The organism is Lysinibacillus sp. VIII_CA (genome assembly GCF_049943995.1).
GTDB classification, from domain to species: domain Bacteria; phylum Bacillota; class Bacilli; order Bacillales_A; family Planococcaceae; genus Lysinibacillus; species Lysinibacillus pinottii.
This window is the reverse complement of sequence record NZ_JBNFXM010000020.1, coordinates 21,978-42,248: the sequence shown is the minus strand read 5'-3', so window position 1 is coordinate 42,248 and position 20,271 is coordinate 21,978. Positions and strand designations below refer to the sequence as shown.

Genomic DNA, 20,271 nt, shown 5'->3' with positions numbered 1-20,271 from the left:
AATAATTTTACATGGACAGTGTACGTCGGGGGGACATTACTATGAAAAAAAAGGAAATACAAAGGAGTCGTATGTGGAAATACTTTGTAGACGCCACAGCAGAAATTATAGAAGAAGAAGGATTGGAGAATGTGACGATTAGAAAGGTTGCCGATAAGGCTGGTTATAACAGTGCAACCATTTACAATTATTTTTCAGAAATCTCTCATCTCCTCTTTTTTGCATCAATGAGATGTATGCAAGACTATACGAACGAAGTTGCGCGTTACATAGAAAGAGGCAAAGATCCTATTGATAAATATTTATTAGCTTGGGAATGTTTTTGCCAATACTCCTTCAAACAGCCACAGATTTTTCATGCCGTCTTTATTATGGATTTAGGAGAAACACCAGAAAAATTATTGGAAAATTATTATAACTTTTACCCCAATGATTTAATTAATATTCCAGATGATTTAAAGACTATATTGTTTCAGCACAGCCTGACAAAACGAGGTCGTTCTATGTTAGAAATTGCTTTAAAGGAGGGCTACTTAACAGAGGGTAACGTGGATGCTATTAATGAAATCACACTCTTAATTTGGCAAGGTATGTTTACCAACCTTTTAAATAATCGAAAAAGCTATGATGCTCAACAAGCAACGGAAATCGTTATGAGCTATATTACTAAAATTGTTCAAAACGCTAACCTTTTTGAGGGTCAAACTAACAACAAACAACCCTTACAATAGGATGAAACGTCTAAGCCATTTAAAAACCCCTTCTAGCTCATGCTAAAAGGGGTTCATTCTATTTTTGCCAATGGTTCAGTTCTTTTAATAATTCGGGTAGCTGCAATTTCTTTACGTCGATTGGCGGTAGTGCTTTTATAAATTCTTTGCCATAGGATTTGCTTGTTATTCGACGGTCGAGGACAATAAAAGCACCTTTATCTTGAGAGGAACGAATTAAGCGACCAAAGCCTTGCTTAAAGCGCATAATAGCCTCAGGCAATGACAACTCCGTGAAGGAATTGCGTCCTTGCGCTGTAAGATGCTGAGCTCTTGCCTTAAAGATAGGCTCTTCTGGTGAAGAAAATGGCAGCCGCACGACAATAACAGAGGCAAGGGCATCTCCAGGAACATCTACACCTTCCCAAAAACTGTTTGTTCCAAAAAGAACAGCATGGCTAAATTTTTGAAATGATTTCAGAATACGCATACGGCTACCACCTGTAACACCTTGCGCAAAAAGCATATAATCATCTAAAAGTTCACTATCTTGAATGAGCTCGACTGTTTTCCGTAGCATATCCTGGGCTGTGAAAAGCACAAAACAACGACCTTCTGTCATTCTAACAGTTCTCGTAATCGCATGAGCAACTGCCTCAATATATTCTTCCTGACTAACATGCTGAATGTCTGGCATATCAGTGACAATATATGCCTTTGCACCCGCATAATAGGCTGGCGGTGCTTGTAATTTTATTACTTCAACGCTATCAGAAATTCCTAATTGTCGTGTAACAAAACGCTCATTGCCTGGTACCGTTAATGTGCCTGATGTCCATATAATGCTCGCTTGCTTGCGAAGAGGTGCTAATACTTGTTCAATAATGGGTGTTACATTGGCTGGTTTTTTAAAAACATGTAAACTGCCAGGAACACTTCGAACATCAAATTCTAGCCAAACTGAACTTCCGTCCTGTGGTGACAGGAATATGTCTTCCCATTCCGCAATTTTTATTTTTACTTCTCGAATCCAATAATGCCATTCGGATACAACATAAAGATCATTTTTATCTAATTGCTCAATATTATTTTCAAATCCTTGGGCTACTTCAGTCGCAAGATCAAGCCATTGCTGAGTTAGTTTGCTTACATGTAAAAATGACTCTTTGGCAAGAGTAACATCCTCTATAAACAAGGTACATTTGCTGCTAGCTCGCTTCCCTTTCATATGCTGCTGCATGCTTTGAACTGTTCGTTGAATGGTCTCATCAAATGCACGCTGTAACCGGATAAACTGAGCATCCAGTCGCTGTAAACTTTGCATCGATACGCGTTGTTTTTTCTTTGCCGCTTCACAAAAAAGGTGATATAGTGCTGTGTCCTCCATTGTGCCAATTTGACCGAAAATATATTTCCATTGCGTATAGGAGAAGACTATTTCATCCTGTTGCATCGCAGCCTGAATAAATTGATGTGCTTCATCAATTACCCATCCATCTACTTGTGTAAATATCGGCGTTTGACGAACCAAATCGCTTAAAACCATAGCATGATTTGTCACAATGCAGTCAGCAAATGCACTGTTCTTTAGAGCTTGTTCATAGAAATCAAAGCCTTTAGATGGTTTGTCATTTGGTATTTTGCGGATTTTCTCTAAAAACAGTTGTCCGCCACCTGATACATTCAGCTCACTTAGCACACCCGTCTCTGTTTTCGTCAGCCAAACGAGAATCTGTAAAATAGAAAAAGTATCATCATAGGATTCGTCACCATATGCCATACATTGTTCAAAACGATCTAGATCAATATAATGCTGCATCCCCTTTAGTACGCATATGTTTACTTTTGTACCAAGGATTTTCTCTATCTTTGGTAGCTCCTCCTCTACAAGCTGTTCTTGTAGATAGGATGTATAGGTACTAATCGCGATTTTCTTATGGACAGTACGAGCATATACAATGGCTGGCAGTAAATAACCTGCCGTTTTGCCAATACCCGTGGAAGCTTCAATTACACATTCCTTTTGCTCATGTAGTGCTTGCCAAATCGTATCCATCATCTTAAATTGTGCTGGACGTTCTTCAAAATTGGGTAGAGCCTTTGTCATTAAGGCCGTTTTATCTGCCACTGTTTGCGGATAATCAATCGTCTCTGACGCATTGTCATGTTTATTACGACCATTACAAATCGCAAAATTCCGGTAATAGTGCACATTTTCATTGCCTGTTTTATGCTGACGTTTTATTTGCAGTGCCTCGAAAAAAAGCTGTGAAATATTCGATTTTAAGCGAAAAGAACGCTTATGCATTTGTTCTAATGTTAGTTGAGGCAGACTTAGTAGCTCTTTCCAACAACATTTGAACAGCTCTGCTGTAGCACGAGCATCATCATCCGCTCGATGTGCATTGGCCAACTCTATATTTAAATCCGCCGCCAAGTCTCCTAGCTTAAAGCCGAGTGACATCGGAAACAAAATTTTTGCTAGCTCTACTGTATCCATTTTTTTACCTTGCCACTTTGGAAGGCCTGCCCGTTTAAACTCCGCCTGTAAAAATGATAAGTCAAAATCGGCATTATGGGCTACAAACACACAATCAGCCAGTAGCTCATATATGTAATCCGCATGTTCCTCAAAAGGGTATGAATCCTTTACATCCTCATTTGTTATATGCGTTAAATCTTGAATAAAAGTAGGAATGGCTTTGCCTGGGTTAATAAATTTCGTATAGGTACGCTCAATTTCCCAATCCTTCATAATAACAATGGCAATTTGAATCATCCGGTCCCCATTCGCTGGTGAATGACCCGTTGTCTCCAAATCCACAATGGCATATTTTTGACTTTCCATCATACATCTCAACTCACAGTTCACATTAGATAAGAAGAATTTTATCATATATTTGGTTCAGCAGCATCCTTTCTCCCCTACACGTCTTCTAATAGGCAATTCCTTTTGCTCCATATAAATTAAAAAACCGCAACCTCAGGGAATCCTTTAAGGTTGCGGAAATAGCCTTGTGACATATTTTAAAGATGATGTTGTTTTCAAGCTATTTTTTAGAAAGTATTATTTCTTTTTTGCAACATCAACAATACGACCTTCAGCAGTTGTTTTCACTTCTTTTAATGATAATAATTGCTCTTGTAGGTTCTCCCAATCAGATAAACCTAAATCTGTTACTCGACCTTCTTCATATGCTTTAGCAAACATATCAAAGCCGTCTCCACCTTTAGCAGTGAAGGCATTCGTTGCTACTGTATATGTTTTATTATCTTCTAAAGCAACATACTTGCCAGTTGCTTTATCTAAATATTCGATTGAAACAACACGTGAGCCAGCTTCTTTTGATGAGTCATATTGTAATTTCGCTCCACCAATGTGTAGGAAACCACCATTTTCTTTAGGTGCATTTTTTAAGGAAACTTCAAATGCTGCTTTTAGCTCAGCTCCAGTAGTATCCATTAATGCTAATGTGTTACCAAATGGTAATACTGTAATCACTTGTCCAACCGTAATATTGCCTGCTGGAATTGCTGCACGAATACCGCCACCATTTTGTAGTGCCATGACAACTGTTTTATCTGTATATTTTTGTGCTTTGGCCAACATACCATCTGTAATAATATTACCTAACGCTGTTTCATTGCTACGTACACTTTCTAAGTTTGTTTCAGTTGCACGTGGATTTGCTAACTCCTCAGAAATTTTCACACCGATTTCCTTGTTGTTAACTTCATCAATTTTTGCTTTATATGGCGCTAGTAATTTTACTAATGCTTTATCTTCAGCTACTTTACCAAGGTCGATTAATTCGCCACCGTACTCAGTGACAACACCTTTGCCATCAAATGTGACATCCAATGTTCCTAAAAATTTGACATACTCATTAGCTTGTACAATTAATGTTGCATCTTTTGCTTCGCCTACAGTGTTTGTATCTACAACAAATGGCTCGTCTAATTTAGTATGGTCATGTCCACCAACAATTACATCGATGCCTGGTACGTTTTTCGCTAGTAAAATATCATTATCCACATTTGGATTATCATTATAGCCAATATGTGTTAAAGCAATAATTTTATTAACGCCCATTCCCTCAAAAGCAGCTACTGCTTTTTTCGCTTCTTCAATATAGTTAGTGAATTTCACTTTACCTGGAGAAGCAATATCCAAAGTTTCTTCTGTTGTTAAACCAAAGATACCAACTTTTTCTCCATCAATTTCTTTTACAATACCTGAATAGATTTTACCGTTTTCAGGTTCACTTGAAATAAGATCTGTAAATAAACCTGTAAATTTAGCATCTGCTGAAAAGTCTGTATTGGCATCCACAAATGGGAATTTAGCACCTTTAACAAAGTCTGCAAGTGCTTGATGTCCTTCAGGTGATGAACCTAAATCAAATTCATGGTTACCAAATACCATAGCGTCAAAGCCAATTTCATTTAATAGCGCTAAATCTGCTTGCCCATGGAACTCATTGAAGTATAATGTACCACTAAATGCATCACCCGCATGTAAAGTTAAAACATTTTTCTTTGTTTCACGTTGCTCTTTTACAGCTGTTGCTAATTTCGGTAGTTCATTTGCACGAGCATGTGTATCATTAACATGTAAAATGGATAATGTAAATGCATCTTCTGGTTTTTCAGGCGTTTCTGGGTTTAATTTAGTTAGAGCTTCTGCAATCAATGTTGCGAGTTGTCCACGTGTTACACTTTTACTAGCTTCATGATTTTTAGCACTCTCTAATTCTGGTAAATTAGGAATAGATGACAAGATTTTTGCCAAATCACCATGTGTAATCGTTTGGTTTGGACGGAATGTATTATCTCCATAGCCTGAAACAACTTTTAATCCTACTAATGCAGCGATTGGGCCGTAATACGGATTAGCTGCATCAATATCCTTAAAGTTTGGATTCACAACTTCTTTCGTGTCTAGCTTTAATGCGCCTGCAATCATTTTTGCAGCCTGTCCACGCGTGACATTTGTATCAGGTTTGAATGTACCATCTGGGAATCCGCTAATAATACCTGCCGCATAAAGTGTCGAAATGCCCTTATAATCTGCATGACTTTCCTTTACATCCGAAAATGGGCTAGCTGCTGATGCTGGTGCTGCTGCTACCGCTGTGATAGCCAATGCTGCTGCAGTAGCTGTTAAAAATTTGTTACGTTTATTTTCCATTACAAATGATACCTCCACTAGTAAAATGATGTACTAACAACTAAATTCTACATAAATATCTCATAAAATACTAGAACATTTGTAAAATTTTAATTTCACAAACTAGTTTAATAGTTAGAAAAACAAAATTTTACCAGTACTTTTGTAGCGGTTTTGATTACATAAAAAGGAGGATGGGCTAATCGGCTACAGTCATGAGCCTTGCCATCCTCCTTTTTGATATCGATTTCCAGCCACTTTACTCATTTGTTTCTGGAATCATGGTAAAACGTTCTCTTGTCTTACATCACTGTTGCTTCTGGTTCATAAGAAATCATTTCTTTAATCGAATTATCTTCTCCCATAATGGCAACAGTCGGTTTATGATCCTTAGCCTCATGATTATCCACATATACATAGGAAATAATAATGACAATATCGCCACGCTGTACAAGTCGGGCTGCCGCCCCATTCACACAAATTACACCTGAACCACGCTCACCAGCAATAATATACGTTTCAAAACGAGCGCCATTATTATTATTAACAACATGTACCTTTTCATTTGGGAGCATACCAACTGCCTCAAGTATGTCCTCATCAATTGTTATGGAGCCGACATAATTTAAATCTGCCTGTGTCACTGTTGCACGGTGGATTTTACTATTCATCATCATTCGTAACATATTTATAGTCCCTCTTTCACAGTAAAGATACTATTATCAATTAAGCGTGTCTTCCCAATATACACAGCAGCTGCCAACAATACTTGTTGTGTCGTTTCAGTCACTGGTGTTAAATCTGGGTAGGCTAATAATTCAATATAGTCAATTCGGCCATGAGTTTGTATTTGAATATGAGCTTTGGCCTTTGCTAATGCTTCCCTAACATCTCCCGTTGCTAAAAAGCTATCCCGAGCCAATTGTAGTGCTTCATGAATGGCAGGAGCCTCTTCTCTTTCCGATTCGCTTAGATAAATGTTGCGAGAAGACTTTGCTAATCCATCTTCCTCTCGGACAATAGGTACGACGCGCATGTCTAAAGGAAAATTAAAATCACGGACCATTGTTGTAATAATGGCAACCTGCTGGGCATCTTTTTGGCCGAAATATGCTCTAGTGGGAAGTGTAAGATGGAATAATTTTGCTACAACTTGTAGCACACCATCAAAATGGCCAGGACGACTTGCACCGCAAAGAATCGTTGCCTGTTCACCCGCATGAATACGAATTCCACCATCCTGCGGATACATTTCTTCAACACTTGGTGCGAATACAAGGTCTACGCCGACAGACTCTGCTAACGCAATATCTCTTGGCAAATCCCGTGGGTAACTTTCAAAATCTTCATTTGGTCCAAATTGTGTTGGGTTGACGAATATACTCATGACAACTAAATCATTTTCTGCACGTGCTGTTTGAGCCAATGTTAAGTGGCCTTCATGTAAATATCCCATAGTTGGAACAAGGCCAATCGTTTTATGAGCTTGTTTAGCTGCTTGAATTTCAGCGGTTAATGCTTGTATCGTTGTCATGACCTTCATGATTGGACGCCTCCATATAGCTGGTCTAATGCATCCTCTTTCATTGTGAAGAAATGCTTCTGTGCTGGGAAAGTACCTGCTTTGACAGCTTCCACATAGCGAACCATTCCTTCACTTGCCTCTTTCCCCATATTGGCAAATTGTTGAACAAACTTTGGCACATGATGTGAGCCATAGCTTAACATGTCATGATAAACCAACACTTGGCCATCTGCTTCTACACCTGCACCAATACCTATGGTAGGAATGATAAGATGAGCTGACACAATTTCTGTTAGCTGATGTGGAATACATTCCAAGACGACTGCACATGCACCAGCCTCTTCACACTGCTTGGCATCCTCAATAAGTTTTGTTGCCTGTTCAGCCGTTTTCCCCTGCACCTTATATCCACCAAGTACGCCTGCTGATTGTGGCAGTAAGCCTAAATGAGCAACCACTGGAATACCTGCAGTTGTAAGTTTTTGAATGACCGGAATGATATCTCCTGCCCCTTCTACTTTTAAGGCGTCAGCACCTGTTTCTTGCATCATATAAATGGCCGTTTTCAATGTTTCATTGACATCACCATGATAGGAACCAAATGGCATATCAACTACCACAAAAGTATCCTTCGCCCCACGTCGAGTTGCTTTTGCATGATGAATCATGTCTGCTACAGTCACTGGCATTGTAGAATCGTAGCCAAGGACAACCATTCCAAGTGAATCTCCTACTAGAATCATGTCAACATTAGCAGCCTCTGCAAATTTAGCGGCTGGATAATCGTAGGCAGTCACCATCACGATTTTCTCGCCTGCCGCTTTCATCTTTAAAAAATCTGTTGTCGTTTTCATTTTGTAGTCCTCCTTTTTAAGGGAAGAAAACAGAAAAACCCCTCGGTTCCAAAATGGACAGAAGGGTTGTGTTTCGTTCGTTAGCAAAAAGCCCCCTGCATAACTCGGCAAGAGGTGCTAGCTTCACTTTGAAAGTGAGCTACTTGTTGAACGTATTGTTTTCTTCCGTCCCTGTCATAAAGATCAAGGCAGATATTTGTTCGTATTGGATCTTGCGTTTAGAAGGTGCCGTTCACAATGGATACTGCCCTTCAGCACATACTATAACAATAAAACTTGTAATCTTCAAATATTATTTTCTAATAATAACAACTTTCATTTATAAAATTTGACAATCAATGCTATACGTCATATACTATCCACATACTATATGGCATATAATATAAAATGAAGTATAAGTAATGAATGTGAGGTGGAAAGATGACATTTCAGCTTGGCTCAGCTTTACTAGATGCTTGTGTATTGGCCATTGTGGACAAAGAAGATGCATACGGCTATTCCTTAACTCAGCAAGTACAATCCGTCATGGATATTTCAGAGTCTACACTGTACCCCGTATTACGTCGCTTACAAAAAGCGGATTATTTAACAACCTACGATCAGCCCTATCAAGGTAGAAATAGACGCTATTATCAAATTACAGAGGATGGCCGTATACGATTATTAGAGCTTTTAAAAGAATGGCGAGTGTATAAGGAAAAGGTTGATTGTGTACTTTTAGGAGGGAATATAGATGGATAGAGATAGCTATTTGAAAAAGCTACGAGGGAAATTACGGCGACTTCCTGCGCATGAGTTAGACACGGCTCTTGCCTATTATGAAGAATACTTTGAAGAAGCAGGAGAGGAAAATGAGCAACAGGTTATTTCAGAGCTAGGCTCCCCCTCTCATGTTGCCTCGCAAATATTGGCAGATTTTGCCTTGAAAGATTTAGAAAACACTTCGGAGAAATCGACTAAAAAGAATATGACAGCTATATGGCTTATTATTCTAGCTATCCTTTCTGCACCGCTTTCTTTACCACTTCTGGCAACAGCTATCGCCCTTATTGTATCATTTGGTGCTGTCATTATTAGTTTGATTTTTGCGATTGGAGCTGGCATTTTAAGTATTTTTATCGGCGGAATGGCTGCCCTTATTTCAGGATTCTTTATTTTAACGGAGCATTGGCCAACCGCATTATTATTTATGGGGGTTGGCTTAATCATTACAGGGTTGGGTGTCTTACTCTTTCCATTCGTTGCGCGTTTTATTAAGAAAACCGTCCTGGTCTCTGTAGAAACATTGGGCAGATTGTTCCATAAAATAACGAAAACAAAGAAAGGAGGCCTGTAAATGACTTCTAAAAACTCCCTTGTTGCCATAACCATAATTGCATTAGGTATTTTACTGACATTGGTCGGCTATTTTTCAGGAGGTCGATGGTTCATTATCAAAGATGGGGATGGCCTTCACGTGCCAGGTAGCCATAAACTAATTCATGAATCATATAACCTAGATAAGTTTACTAGTATAAATATCGTGAATGATTATGGGGATATTACCATTGTCTCAACTGAAGACAATTATAAACTAGAAACGAATGTACTCGAACAACAAGACGTCTCGTATCATGTTGAAGATGGAACTTTACAGATTGAAACAAAGGCAAAGAAAAAAAATGGGTTTGCATTTGGCTTCTCTAGCTTTTCTTCTCCCTCTATCAAAATCTATGTTCCAGCAAATACTAGCATAGAGGCGATTGTAATAGATAGTGAATTCGGGGATACAACACTTCGAGGGTTGCATTATCAACAGCTAAATTTAATGCAAAATTACGGAGATATTACCTTCAACAACATAACTGGAGAGAAAACAGAGATTACACAGGACTTTGGGGATTTAACGTTCAAGCAATATTCTAGTAATGGTGTAAACATCGAAAGTGAGCATGGTGATATTCATATTGCTGGAACTTTAAATGGGACATCAACCATTACATCTAGCTTTGGAGATGCAACGCTTCACTTACAAAATAAACAAAGTGATCTTGGTTATGAAGTAAAAACAAGTTTTGGCGATATAACGGTTAATGGCACAGAAGAAAATGGCAAGGTCACTCAGCTTTACAAGGGTGATGACCAGCTGAACGTTTCTTTATCGCACGGTGATGTCAATGTTTCACTCAAATAATAATAATTGAAGTCATCAAAAAAGCTGCAGGTACACACCTTGCAGCTTCTTTTTTTATAGTATTTTGATATCTCCTGCATAAATGGTGCGGACCAAACCATCATCTTGTGTAAGCTGTAGCACCCCATCATCTGTAATTCCACTAGCTATCCCTTCAAAGCGTTCTCTTATTGTCGTCACCTCAATACGCTGACCAATCGTACAAGACAGCTGCTCCCATAGGGTTTTAATACTTGCAAATCCTTCTTCGACATATAGCTCTGTAAATTGCTCAAGGTACTGTAAAATTAATGCTACAAGTGCTGCACGATTAATTTCCTCACCTGCTTCTAATCGAAGTGAAGTAGCAATTTCCGCAATATTTGATGAGAAATCGGCTGCCTCCTGGTTAGCGTTTATTCCAATGCCAACTAGTAATGCCTGTACCAGATCTGCCTCTGCCTGCATCTCCGTCAAAATACCTGTACATTTTTTTCCATTAATTAATAAATCATTGGGCCATTTGATAGCTGGCTCAATATCTTTATAGAGTGTTGTAATGGCCATTGTGACAGCCACTGCGACAACAAGCGTATAAGAGGATGCCTGTTGAGGTGTGACATCAGGTCGAACGATAATCGTCATCCAAATACCGCTACCATGCACTGATTCCCACGGACGAGCCATCCGACCTCGACCTGCTGTTTGCTCTTCACCAATAATGACTGTGCCATGTGGTGCACCCTCTTGTGCAAGTTTATGGGCAATCGTTTGTGTGGAATCTACAACATCGAAATAATGAATTTTTCTTCCAAAATGCTCTGTTTTTAAAAAAAGGTCAATTTGTGTGGGACTTAAACTATTTGGTACACCTGTTAATACATAGCCTTTTTTCTTTATCGTTTCAAACGTGTAGCCTTCTTCTTGTAATGTCTGCATATGTTTCCAGACAGCCGTCCTTGAGACACCAAGGGAATCCGCTAATTCTTGACCTGAAACTGCTTCTCCATTGGCAGCCAGTATTCTTTTTAAAATTTCGTCTTTTATGGAAATTGTCATGTTCACATCAATCCTTTTGTAAACTCCGCTTTTTATGTAACTATACTTCATCATACTGTAAATCAACTGAAATGACCATCAGTGATATAAAATGACAAGCCGTCCCACATTTTCCTGAGACGGCTTGTTGTCAATATATATATGCTTACGCTTCATGGAAGTAGTGGCAATCTAGCCAATTTTTTATACGCTCCTGGTCATTTTCAAGTTCATTATGAATTATGGCTTCCAGTATGTCACCTAATACTTCTTTTACCCAAGGGCCTCCCTTTTTTCCAGACCATTTAAGTAAATCCGCTCCATTCACCACAACTTCTTGCTTCTGTTGAATGGGTAGCTGATCCTGTAATACACGAATGGGCTGGCTAGGTAAACAAACGTCCAGTTGGAGTAGTTTTGCGAAATATATGGCTGCTTCTAACTCCTGTTCTTTGTAGGTAAAATAATGAATGTTTGTCCAGCCACTATTTAACGCTTCATAGGCTGTCAATACAGCTTTAACGAACGCCATTTCTTTATTGGACAATCGATAATCCCGTAGAATCTCTCGCCAATTTGCACCTTGAAGTAAAGCAAAATAAGCCCAGCCTACATGCTTGTCCTCAGTCCGAAAATCATACCAGCGATGAGCCTGAAAATTCCCATGTAAATAAGCTCCCAAGCCACTTTCCTCTAATTTTTGAAGGCCACTAAAAACGGACGTTCCAAGCCATAGCTTATCTAGCTCTGCTTTAATTCGTTCTTTTGCAATAAAAGCGATATCGGGCGCTCTATTTTGTATCGCAGTCATAGTATCTTTCGCTATTGTGAAATCAAGCTGTGCTGAAAAACGAATTGCTCGTAACATGCGCAAGGCATCCTCAGCAAAACGTTTGTCAGCATCTCCAACAGCTCGAATAACACGAAGTTCAATATCTTGACGACCCCCGTAATAATCAACAAAAGTGCCATCATGACGCATAGCGATGGCATTCATTGTAAAATCACGGCGTTGTAAATCGTCTTGCAGAGAGCGAACGAATTGCACTTTATCGGGTCTTCGATGGTCTGTATATTCCCCATCTGTACGATAAGTTGTTACCTCAACTGGCCCAGCAGGTACGATAACAAGTACCGTCCCATGCTGAATTCCAATATCTACAGTCCGTTGAAAAACTGACTTTACCTCTTCAGGCAGCGCGTTTGTCGCAACATCGACATCATGCGCAGGGCGATTCAGTAAAGCATCCCTAACAGCTCCACCTACAATAACTGCCTCAAAGCCTGCTTGTTCTAATTGTTCAATTACTGAATAGGCTGTTTGCCATTCTTTATTGTTTTGCATGATTTCTTTCCGCAACCTTCTCGTACAGATTTTCGTATTGTTCTACAATTTTGGACGAGTGGAATTTGTCGCCGACTGCTCGAATGGCTGCCTCTCTGAAACGCAGCAATTTTTCCTCATCTTGCAACAACTGAACAGCATATTCAGCTACCGTTTCAGTATCTCCTAAGTCCACAATAAAGCCATCCACACCATGTTCAATGACTTCCGGGATACCCCCTACATTTGTTCCAATACAAGGTACTCCACAAGCCATTGCCTCTAATAAAACCAGTCCAAACGATTCCTGTTGAGAAAGTAACAATTTTAGGTCACTAATAGCATATAGCTCAGCTAAATTTTCTTGTTTTCCTAAAAATAGAACATCCTTCATATATGGACTTTCCTTTACTTGGTCCATTACACGATGCTTTTCGGGCCCATCACCCACTAATAAGAGCTTTGCCTTCACATTAGCACGTATTTTCATAAAGGCTTCAATAATATGTGGAAGATTCTTGATTTTGCGGAAGTTAGATACATGGATGAGAACTTTTTCATCTTCTTGAATACCAAATTGCTCTTTTAGGTTTCTGGAATTACGAGGGAAGTACTCACGTTCATCCACAAAGTTATAAATGGTTTCAATGGGCTTAACTGTATCAATTAATTCATAAGTTTGTTCTTTTAATGCGTGTGACACGGTCGTCACAATATCAGATTTATCAATTCCATACTTAATGGCCTGTGAAAGCGTAGAATCCTGCCCAAGCACTGATATATCTGTGCCATGAAGTGTTGTAACGATGCCAATATCTCGCCCACTCATTTCACGTGCTAACACAGCACATACTGCATGTGGAATTGCGTAATGCACATGCAACACATCCAACTCTTCATCCTTGATGACGTCTGCCATTTTACTCGCTAATGCAATATCGTATGGTGAATATTGAAACACTGAATAATTATTAACTTCGACTTCATGGAAAAAGACGGTTGGATAAATTTTATTCAATCGAAATGGTACGCTTGAGGTAATGAAATGAATTTCATGCCCTCTTTCTGCAAGCATTTTGCCTAATTCTGTTGCAATTACACCAGAGCCTCCAACTGTTGGATAACAGGTAATGCCGATTTTTAGCTTTTTCATTCGATGTTCATCCTTTCTAAATCACGTCTTTTATTAGTTACGTCTTTCTTGTATCAGTCTCCAATCCACAAAGCCTTCTTGTAGGCCTTTTAATAATATTTCTGCTGTCCCCATATTTGTCGCCAGTGGCACTTGGTAAACATCACAAAGACGGATAAGTGCAGAAACATCTGGCTCATGTGGCTGCGCTGTTAATGGATCTCGGAAAAAAATAACCATATCCATATCATTGTTGGCAATCATTGCGCCAATTTGTTGGTCGCCACCAAGTGGACCTGAACGAAATCGTGTTACCTCTAAACCAGTGGCTTCAATGACACGCTGTCCTGTTGTACCGGTAGCATAAAGTGAATGTTCAAGTAAAATTTCTTTGTAAGCAATAGCAAACTGTACTAAATTATCTTTTTTACGATCATGTGCAATCAATGCGATTTTCATATAGCTTCCATCCCAATCTTTAGATGATGTTTTCTAAACCATAAACAAGCTGATCCATTTTCATAACCTCTTCTACACAAAAGGCAATGCCCGACATAAATGAATTTCGATTTAATGAATCATGGCGAATTGTTAAAAGCTGCCCATCTCCACCAAATAATACTTGCTGGTGTGCCACTAAACCAGGTAAGCGAACAGAGTGGATGCGCATGCCATCAAAGTCTCCACCTCTTGCACCTTCAATGGTTTCTTTTTCTTCTGGATGCCCCTGAGTCTTTTGCGTACGTGCCTCTTGTATTAATTGAGCTGTTTTCACAGCTGTTCCAGAGGGTGCATCAAGTTTTTGATCATGATGCATTTCAATAATTTCTACATCTGGTAAGTATTTGGCCGCTTCTTTCGCAAATTTCATCATCAGGATAGCGCCAATCGCAAAGTTTGGTGCAATAATGCAGCCTAACTCTTTTTCTTTGGCAATGGTTGATAATTCCTCTAGTTGTGCATCAGTAAATCCTGTTGTACCAATTACAGGTCGTACATTTAAATTCAACGCTTCTTTAGTATGATTGTATACAGAATGTGGGTTCGTTAAATCCACTAATACGTCTGGAGAAGTTGCTTCTACAAGATCATGCATTTCCGTAAATATAGGTACTGTATAGCTCGCTGGGAACATGTCTAAATCAGCTAATGTTTTTCCTACTTCCTTATAATCTAGTACAGCTACTAATTCCATTTTGTCATGTTTCATGACCGTATGTACAGCCTCAGCCCCCATTTTTCCTCTTGCTCCTGCAATAGCTACACGAATCGACATCATTCTTCATCCTTTCTCGTCCAACGATCCTTATCCCTTGTTTCAAATTTATGTATGACTCTTAATAGAGCTTCATCTAATTTAATACCCTGAGCATTGGCAAAGCATACTAAAACAAAGAAAAAGTCACCAAGTTCTTCTTCAATACTGTTTATTTCCTCAGTATTCTTTTTCTTTTTTTGTCCATATACATCCTGAACCTCACGAGATAGCTCTCCTAATTCCTCTGTTAAACGGGCTAGCAGTTCGAATGGTGGGAAATATCCTTCTTTAAATTGTCCTATATAATTATCAACACGCTGTTGTAATGCTTGCATTGTTAGTTGTTCTGTCATTTACATCACACTCCTATTTACCATCCTATATAATTTACACCGTTGTTGTCAAAACCAATAAAATGTCAGATAATAGATATCACTACTTCATTTGTTTGGAACTACAGGAGGCCAAATGTTAAAACAGATTAAAATTCGTAATATTATCGCAATAATGCTCGGAGCAGCCATTTTTAGCTTCGGGTTTGTTCACTTCAATATTCAAAATCAGCTAGGTGAAGGTGGACTAAGTGGAATTACACTCATACTATACTTTACATTAGGATGGGACCCCGCCTTAATGAACCTATTATTAAATATTCCCATGTTTATAATTGGTTATCGATTACTTGGAAAGAAATCTTTTGTTTATACGCTTGTTGGCACTTTATCTGTTTCTCTTTTTCTAAAGATTTTCCAGAAATATCAGTTTACCATTCATTTAGAAGATGACATGTTACTCGTTGCTCTTTTCGCGGGTATATTCGTCGGACTTGGCCTAGGAATTGTCTTCCGCTTTGGTGGCACTACCGGCGGCGTTGATATTTTGGCACGACTTGGACATAAATATTTTGGCTGGAGTATGGGTAAAACGATGTTTGTCTTCGACGCCATTGTCATCATCCTTTCATGGCTTACATTTTTAGATGCTCGTTCCATGATGTACACATTAGTCGCTGTATTTGTTGGCGCTCGTGTTATTGACTTTGTACAGGAAGGAGCCTATGCAGCGCGTGGTGCTCTCATTATATCTGAGAAGTCCGGTGTTATTGCCGAAACAATCGCCTTACGAATGGAACGCGGGATCACTATTTTAGAAGGACATGGCCACTTTACTAAGCAGCCTAAGGAAGTTATTTATTGTGTGATCGGTCGCAACGAAGTTGTACGCCTAAAATCCATTGTTCATGAAGTGGATCCACACGCTTTCGTTTCTATTATAGAAGTACGCGATGTAGCAGGAGAAGGCTTCACTCTTGATGATCAAAAACAACCGCTTCATTAAGTGTTTGAAGATAAAAAACTTGTTATAGTGGTGTTCCACCATAACAAGTTTTTTTCTTAGTCATCGCTACGCATATTCGTAAAAATTAGAATTAGACGTAATAATTCTAGTACCGCTACCGCTGCTGCTGCTACATATGTTAATGCTGCAGCACTCAATACTTTTCGTGCTGGTCGTTCTTCTTCATTTGTAATAATGCCAAGCGAATTCATTTGAACTAATGCCCGCTTTGAAGCATCAAACTCCACTGGAAGTGTCACTAATTGGAAAACAACACCTGCTGCTAATAATATGATACCTAAAAGCAAGAAATTCGTACTACTTGCAAAAATACCAATCATTACAAAAATCCAAGATGCATTCGAAGAAATATTTGCCACTGGGACTAGCTTACTACGTAATGTAAGCATAGAGTAAGCTTCTTTATGTTGGATGGCGTGACCTACCTCATGGGCAGCTACCGCAGCACCTGCAACACTCGCTTCATAAAAGTTACTTTCTGATAAAGCAACTGTTTTAGTTGCCGGATTATAATGATCAGACAACACACCTTGTGTTGGCACAACTCGTACATCATATAAGCCGTTCGCATCTAAAATCGCACGCGCTACCTCTGCACCTGTTTGGCCTTTCATTGTACGTTGTTTCGCAAATTTATTATACGTGCCTTTTACTTTCATTTGTGCATAAAGTGGTAGCAGCATAATAATAATAAAATAAACTATATACATGCTTGTTGACAATATTCTAACCCCTTTCTACCTCTATACTATAATTCTATAATTTATACCCTAATTCGGCAAATATTTGCGCCACCTAATTGAGAAAATCGCAAGGAGAATACATGCAATTGATAACCAAAACGTAAAGTAGCCAATATAGCTTGTGTACTTGACTAAATCCCCATACATAGGCATTTGACCAAACACATAGTCAATGACATCATTATGGAGCGTCCAGACAGCCGCTATAAATACATGCCAGTAAGTGAATACATATTTCTTCATATATAAGATTGCTTGAACGGCCATTGCAAAATGTGAGCCAACTAGCATCCAGCCTTGCCAACCGATTGACCCTGTTTCAATTAATGTCCAAATATTCATGACATCAGCCCATAGACCATATTTCACTAATGTTACAAGCGCTAATACTTCCATTAACGGCCATCTTTTTCCCATAATCCAAGCAATTAACACAAAGCAAAAGAATAAGCTAGCTGTTGGACTATCAGGAACAAAAATATAAAAAATAGGCTTAGTGATTGCAAGCTGCCATCCATACCAATAATAGCCATATACTGTGCCTAATAGATTAATAATAAGCAGCGCTATTAAGAATGACTTATGGTTAAGAAGATACCAAAGATTTGCACGTGTTATCTGCATGATTACAACTCCTTGCGCTTTGCTAAAATTCTTTGTTTATGTACAGTATAGATTTTTGTAGGTGAAATTATTTTCACAACTTCAATATGTGCTAATGGATAGAATTCATTCGCTTTTATCTACTTTTCGACATTTTTCGCTAAAAAATCGAGGGTAAGGGAACCTTTTCTACTAGCTTTCAGTCCCAATATATAACAAGGTCGAAAAAAAAGAGCCAGTTTCCTGACTCTTTTACTATTACTCAGCTTTTAAACTTTCGATAAATTCAGCAAGTTTCTGAAGATCTTCATCTGAACCTGTCCATAATCCTGGTGGCATGTTACCACGACCATTATGAGCAATGTCCTTAATTTCATCAGCTGTTAATCCAGTGTTCATTAGAGATGGTGCACCAGCTCCACCTTCTAAGCCTTCACCGTGACATGTAATACATGCTGAACCAGCGTATAGTTTATAACCTTCTGATTCTTTATCGAATTCAACTGTTTCTACGATTGCACCCATAGCTTTTTGAGCTTCCCAGTCGTGGTTAACAACTGACTCCCAAGTTAGGTAGAACATAGCAGCTAGAGTTAATAACATAAACGCTGTCGGTAATGGACGTTTAGATGGACGACGTTCTGGACCCTTGTCTAAAAATGGCATTAATAATAGCGCTCCAAATGCAAGACCTGGAATTACAATTGCTCCAATTACATTGTATGGACCAGAAGCAAATGAGTATTTTAAAAGTTGATACATGAATAAGAAGTACCAGTCCGGTAGCGGTGTATATGCTCTAGTTGGATCTGCCGGCCCTTCAAGTGGTGACGGGTGAGCGACAGTTAATAATAAGTATCCAATTAAAAATACAGCACCTACCATCCATTCCTTCAGTAAGAAGTTCGGCCAGAAAGCTTCCGTCTTACCTGGATATTCGGAATAATCCTTTGGAACATTCGGCATTCTGTGATTCGCTTTAATACGAGAATCGCCGACAAATTTCATTCCTTTTCCGCGATGCATAGTGTCCCCTCCTTTTAAAGATCATCGAACCGTCAAGACAATTACAACGGCCCTGAAATTCCTTGACGACGAATCATGATAAAGTGTGCTGCAAGTAACCCAAACAATACTGCAGGCAAGAAGAATACATGAATCGCAAAGAATCGAGTTAACGTTTGAGCACCAAGAATTGTAGTGTCACCCGCTAATAATACTTTAATCATCGAACCGATAAACGGTACAGATGCTGCAATTTCGATACCTACTTTAGTAGCGAATAATGCTTTCATATCCCATGGTAATAGGTATCCTGTAAAGCCAAGACCCATCATTACACCAAAAATACCTACACCAACCATCCAGTTTAGCTCACGAGGTTTCTTATAAGAACCTGTGAAGAACACACGAAGTGTATGTAAGAACATCATTACGATAACTAATGAAGCTCCCCAGTGGTGCATACCGCGCACGATTTCACCAAATGCTACTTCGTTTTGTAAATAATAAACTGATTTCCAGGCATTCACAACGTCTGGTACATAGTACATTGTTAGGAACATACCAGATAGAATTTGAATTACTGTGATGAAGAATGTTAATCCACCGAAGCAGTAAACGAATGCTGAAAAATGATGTGCAGGGTTAACGTGCTCTGGCACTTCGTGGTCGGCAATATCACGCCAAATAGGTGTAATATCTAGGCGTTCATCGACCCAATCATAAATTTTATTTAGCACTGTTGTCGTACCCCCTTACTTATTTAACTAGAGTATTTGCTTTAGCTGGACCAATCATTAAATAGCCATCTTGTTCTTGTACTTCAAATTCATCCAACGGACCTAGAGGCGGTGTACCTGCAACGTTTTTCCCGTTTTTCTCATAACGTCCTGCGTGACATGGACAGAAGAATTGACCTGGGTGTGCAGAATCTCCATTCCAGTCAACCATACATCCTAAATGCTTACAAACAGGTGAAAGGGCAATGATTTGATCGCCACTTTTATAAACCCAAGCTACATCTGTAACCTGTGATTTGTACCATGCATCCACTTGTTCATATGAAAAGTCAACTTTTACAGGCTCTTCAGTCAAGTCAGCGATTTTATGCTCTGTTTTTACAAAATCTCCACCCTCATGCTTTTGTAGCACAGGATCAATTGCAAAGCGAAGCATTGGCATTAGCATACCTGCCGCCATAAATCCACCTACACCAGTAAGAGTATAACTTAGAAATTGACGACGTGAAACTCGATTATTACTCATTATTTTCCCCCCTCTAACTTAAAGGTCAGTCCAACGGACATACTTTTACAAATAGTAATACTAGGACATATATATGATATATCAAGTCCATAGCTTGGTCAATATAGCATTCTGTGGAAAGCTGGAGAATGTGAA

The 20,271-nt window shown here is 39.0% G+C and carries 21 protein-coding genes; 5 read left to right on the top strand and 16 right to left on the bottom strand.

Annotated elements, in window-relative coordinates; genetic code table 11:
• Positions 1-41 precede the first annotated feature (41 nt).
• Positions 42-731, top strand: coding sequence for a TetR/AcrR family transcriptional regulator (locus tag ACP3VS_RS19860; RefSeq protein WP_031418001.1), 690 nt, complete (start codon positions 42-44; stop codon positions 729-731).
• Between the two features lie 58 nt (positions 732-789).
• Here ACP3VS_RS19860 and dinG read toward each other — a convergent pair whose 3' ends face one another.
• The 5 genes from dinG to panB all read right to left on the bottom strand — a co-directional run bounded on the left by dinG (position 790) and on the right by panB (position 8,259).
• Positions 790-3,561 carry an ATP-dependent DNA helicase DinG gene (gene dinG / locus ACP3VS_RS19855; protein ID WP_281486625.1) on the bottom strand — a complete coding sequence of 924 codons (2,772 nt, stop codon included), beginning with the start codon at positions 3,559-3,561 and terminating at the stop codon, positions 790-792.
• A gap of 216 nt (positions 3,562-3,777) precedes the next feature.
• Entirely contained in the window at positions 3,778-5,901 is a 2,124-nt protein-coding gene (locus tag ACP3VS_RS19850; RefSeq protein ID WP_031417999.1) for a 5'-nucleotidase C-terminal domain-containing protein, read from the bottom strand.
• A 281-nt stretch (positions 5,902-6,182) separates the two neighbouring features.
• Positions 6,183-6,566 (bottom strand): aspartate 1-decarboxylase, encoded by a 384-nt coding sequence (gene panD, locus ACP3VS_RS19845; RefSeq protein WP_031417997.1) that lies wholly within the window; start codon positions 6,564-6,566, stop codon positions 6,183-6,185.
• A 2-nt stretch (positions 6,567-6,568) separates the two neighbouring features.
• Positions 6,569-7,423: a pantoate--beta-alanine ligase gene (gene panC, locus ACP3VS_RS19840; protein ID WP_012293667.1), complete on the bottom strand. Its 855-nt coding sequence runs from the start codon at positions 7,421-7,423 to the stop codon at positions 6,569-6,571.
• Positions 7,420-8,259, bottom strand: a complete 840-nt coding sequence (gene panB, locus ACP3VS_RS19835; RefSeq protein ID WP_012293666.1) for a 3-methyl-2-oxobutanoate hydroxymethyltransferase — start codon at positions 8,257-8,259, stop codon at positions 7,420-7,422. The genes panC and panB overlap by 4 nt, the downstream gene beginning before the upstream one ends.
• 420 nt (positions 8,260-8,679) lie before the next feature.
• Here panB and ACP3VS_RS19830 point away from each other — a divergent pair, with 420 nt between their 5' ends.
• From ACP3VS_RS19830 to ACP3VS_RS19820, 3 genes are read left to right on the top strand one after another with little or no spacing between them, the layout of a single operon-like run.
• The gene (locus tag ACP3VS_RS19830; RefSeq protein WP_012293665.1) at positions 8,680-9,000 is read left to right on the top strand and encodes a PadR family transcriptional regulator; all 321 of its coding nucleotides are present in this window, start codon (positions 8,680-8,682) and stop codon (positions 8,998-9,000) included.
• Positions 8,993-9,595 carry a DUF1700 domain-containing protein gene (locus ACP3VS_RS19825; protein WP_012293664.1) on the top strand — a complete coding sequence of 201 codons (603 nt, stop codon included), beginning with the start codon at positions 8,993-8,995 and terminating at the stop codon, positions 9,593-9,595. Before ACP3VS_RS19830 ends, ACP3VS_RS19825 begins: the two co-directional genes overlap by 8 nt.
• Entirely contained in the window at positions 9,596-10,432 is an 837-nt protein-coding gene (locus ACP3VS_RS19820) for a DUF4097 family beta strand repeat-containing protein (RefSeq protein ID WP_031417992.1), read from the top strand.
• 54 nt (positions 10,433-10,486) lie between these two features.
• Here the strand turns inward: ACP3VS_RS19820 and ACP3VS_RS19815 are convergent, their stop codons facing one another.
• The 6 genes from ACP3VS_RS19815 to ACP3VS_RS19790 form a co-directional block, all read right to left on the bottom strand.
• Complete coding sequence (locus ACP3VS_RS19815) at positions 10,487-11,470, bottom strand: biotin--[acetyl-CoA-carboxylase] ligase (RefSeq protein WP_012293662.1); 984 nt, start codon at positions 11,468-11,470, stop codon at positions 10,487-10,489.
• A gap of 145 nt (positions 11,471-11,615) precedes the next feature.
• Entirely contained in the window at positions 11,616-12,794 is a 1,179-nt protein-coding gene (locus ACP3VS_RS19810) for a CCA tRNA nucleotidyltransferase (protein WP_198695206.1), read from the bottom strand.
• Positions 12,781-13,926: an N-acetyl-alpha-D-glucosaminyl L-malate synthase BshA gene (gene bshA / locus ACP3VS_RS19805; protein ID WP_012293660.1), complete on the bottom strand. Its 1,146-nt coding sequence runs from the start codon at positions 13,924-13,926 to the stop codon at positions 12,781-12,783. Before bshA ends, ACP3VS_RS19810 begins: the two co-directional genes overlap by 14 nt.
• A gap of 33 nt (positions 13,927-13,959) precedes the next feature.
• On the bottom strand, positions 13,960-14,364 hold the full coding sequence (gene mgsA / locus ACP3VS_RS19800; RefSeq protein ID WP_008181558.1) for a methylglyoxal synthase: 405 nt from the start codon (positions 14,362-14,364) through the stop codon (positions 13,960-13,962).
• Positions 14,365-14,383: 19 nt separating this feature from the next.
• Positions 14,384-15,181, bottom strand: a complete 798-nt coding sequence (gene dapB, locus ACP3VS_RS19795; RefSeq protein WP_031417990.1) for a 4-hydroxy-tetrahydrodipicolinate reductase — start codon at positions 15,179-15,181, stop codon at positions 14,384-14,386.
• On the bottom strand, positions 15,181-15,516 hold the full coding sequence (locus ACP3VS_RS19790; RefSeq protein WP_031417989.1) for a nucleotide pyrophosphohydrolase: 336 nt from the start codon (positions 15,514-15,516) through the stop codon (positions 15,181-15,183). Before ACP3VS_RS19790 ends, dapB begins: the two co-directional genes overlap by 1 nt.
• Positions 15,517-15,631: 115 nt before the next feature.
• Between ACP3VS_RS19790 and ACP3VS_RS19785 the strand changes: the two genes are divergently transcribed.
• Positions 15,632-16,501, top strand: coding sequence for a YitT family protein (locus tag ACP3VS_RS19785; RefSeq protein ID WP_008181565.1), 870 nt, complete (start codon positions 15,632-15,634; stop codon positions 16,499-16,501).
• A 56-nt stretch (positions 16,502-16,557) separates the two neighbouring features.
• On the opposite strand, the gene ACP3VS_RS19780 is transcribed toward ACP3VS_RS19785, so the two are convergent.
• The 5 genes from ACP3VS_RS19780 to ACP3VS_RS19760 all read right to left on the bottom strand — a co-directional run bounded on the left by ACP3VS_RS19780 (position 16,558) and on the right by ACP3VS_RS19760 (position 20,136).
• Positions 16,558-17,232 (bottom strand): zinc metallopeptidase, encoded by a 675-nt coding sequence (locus ACP3VS_RS19780; protein ID WP_008181566.1) that lies wholly within the window; start codon positions 17,230-17,232, stop codon positions 16,558-16,560.
• Between the two features lie 60 nt (positions 17,233-17,292).
• Entirely contained in the window at positions 17,293-17,889 is a 597-nt protein-coding gene (locus ACP3VS_RS19775) for a DUF1405 domain-containing protein (RefSeq protein ID WP_031417988.1), read from the bottom strand.
• 237 nt (positions 17,890-18,126) lie between these two features.
• Complete coding sequence (locus ACP3VS_RS19770) at positions 18,127-18,894, bottom strand: menaquinol-cytochrome c reductase cytochrome b/c subunit (protein WP_004232669.1); 768 nt, start codon at positions 18,892-18,894, stop codon at positions 18,127-18,129.
• A 41-nt stretch (positions 18,895-18,935) separates the two neighbouring features.
• Entirely contained in the window at positions 18,936-19,610 is a 675-nt protein-coding gene (gene qcrB / locus ACP3VS_RS19765) for a menaquinol-cytochrome c reductase cytochrome b subunit (RefSeq protein WP_008181573.1), read from the bottom strand.
• A gap of 19 nt (positions 19,611-19,629) precedes the next feature.
• Positions 19,630-20,136 carry a ubiquinol-cytochrome c reductase iron-sulfur subunit gene (locus ACP3VS_RS19760; protein ID WP_031417987.1) on the bottom strand — a complete coding sequence of 169 codons (507 nt, stop codon included), beginning with the start codon at positions 20,134-20,136 and terminating at the stop codon, positions 19,630-19,632.
• Positions 20,137-20,271: the final 135 nt, after the last annotated feature.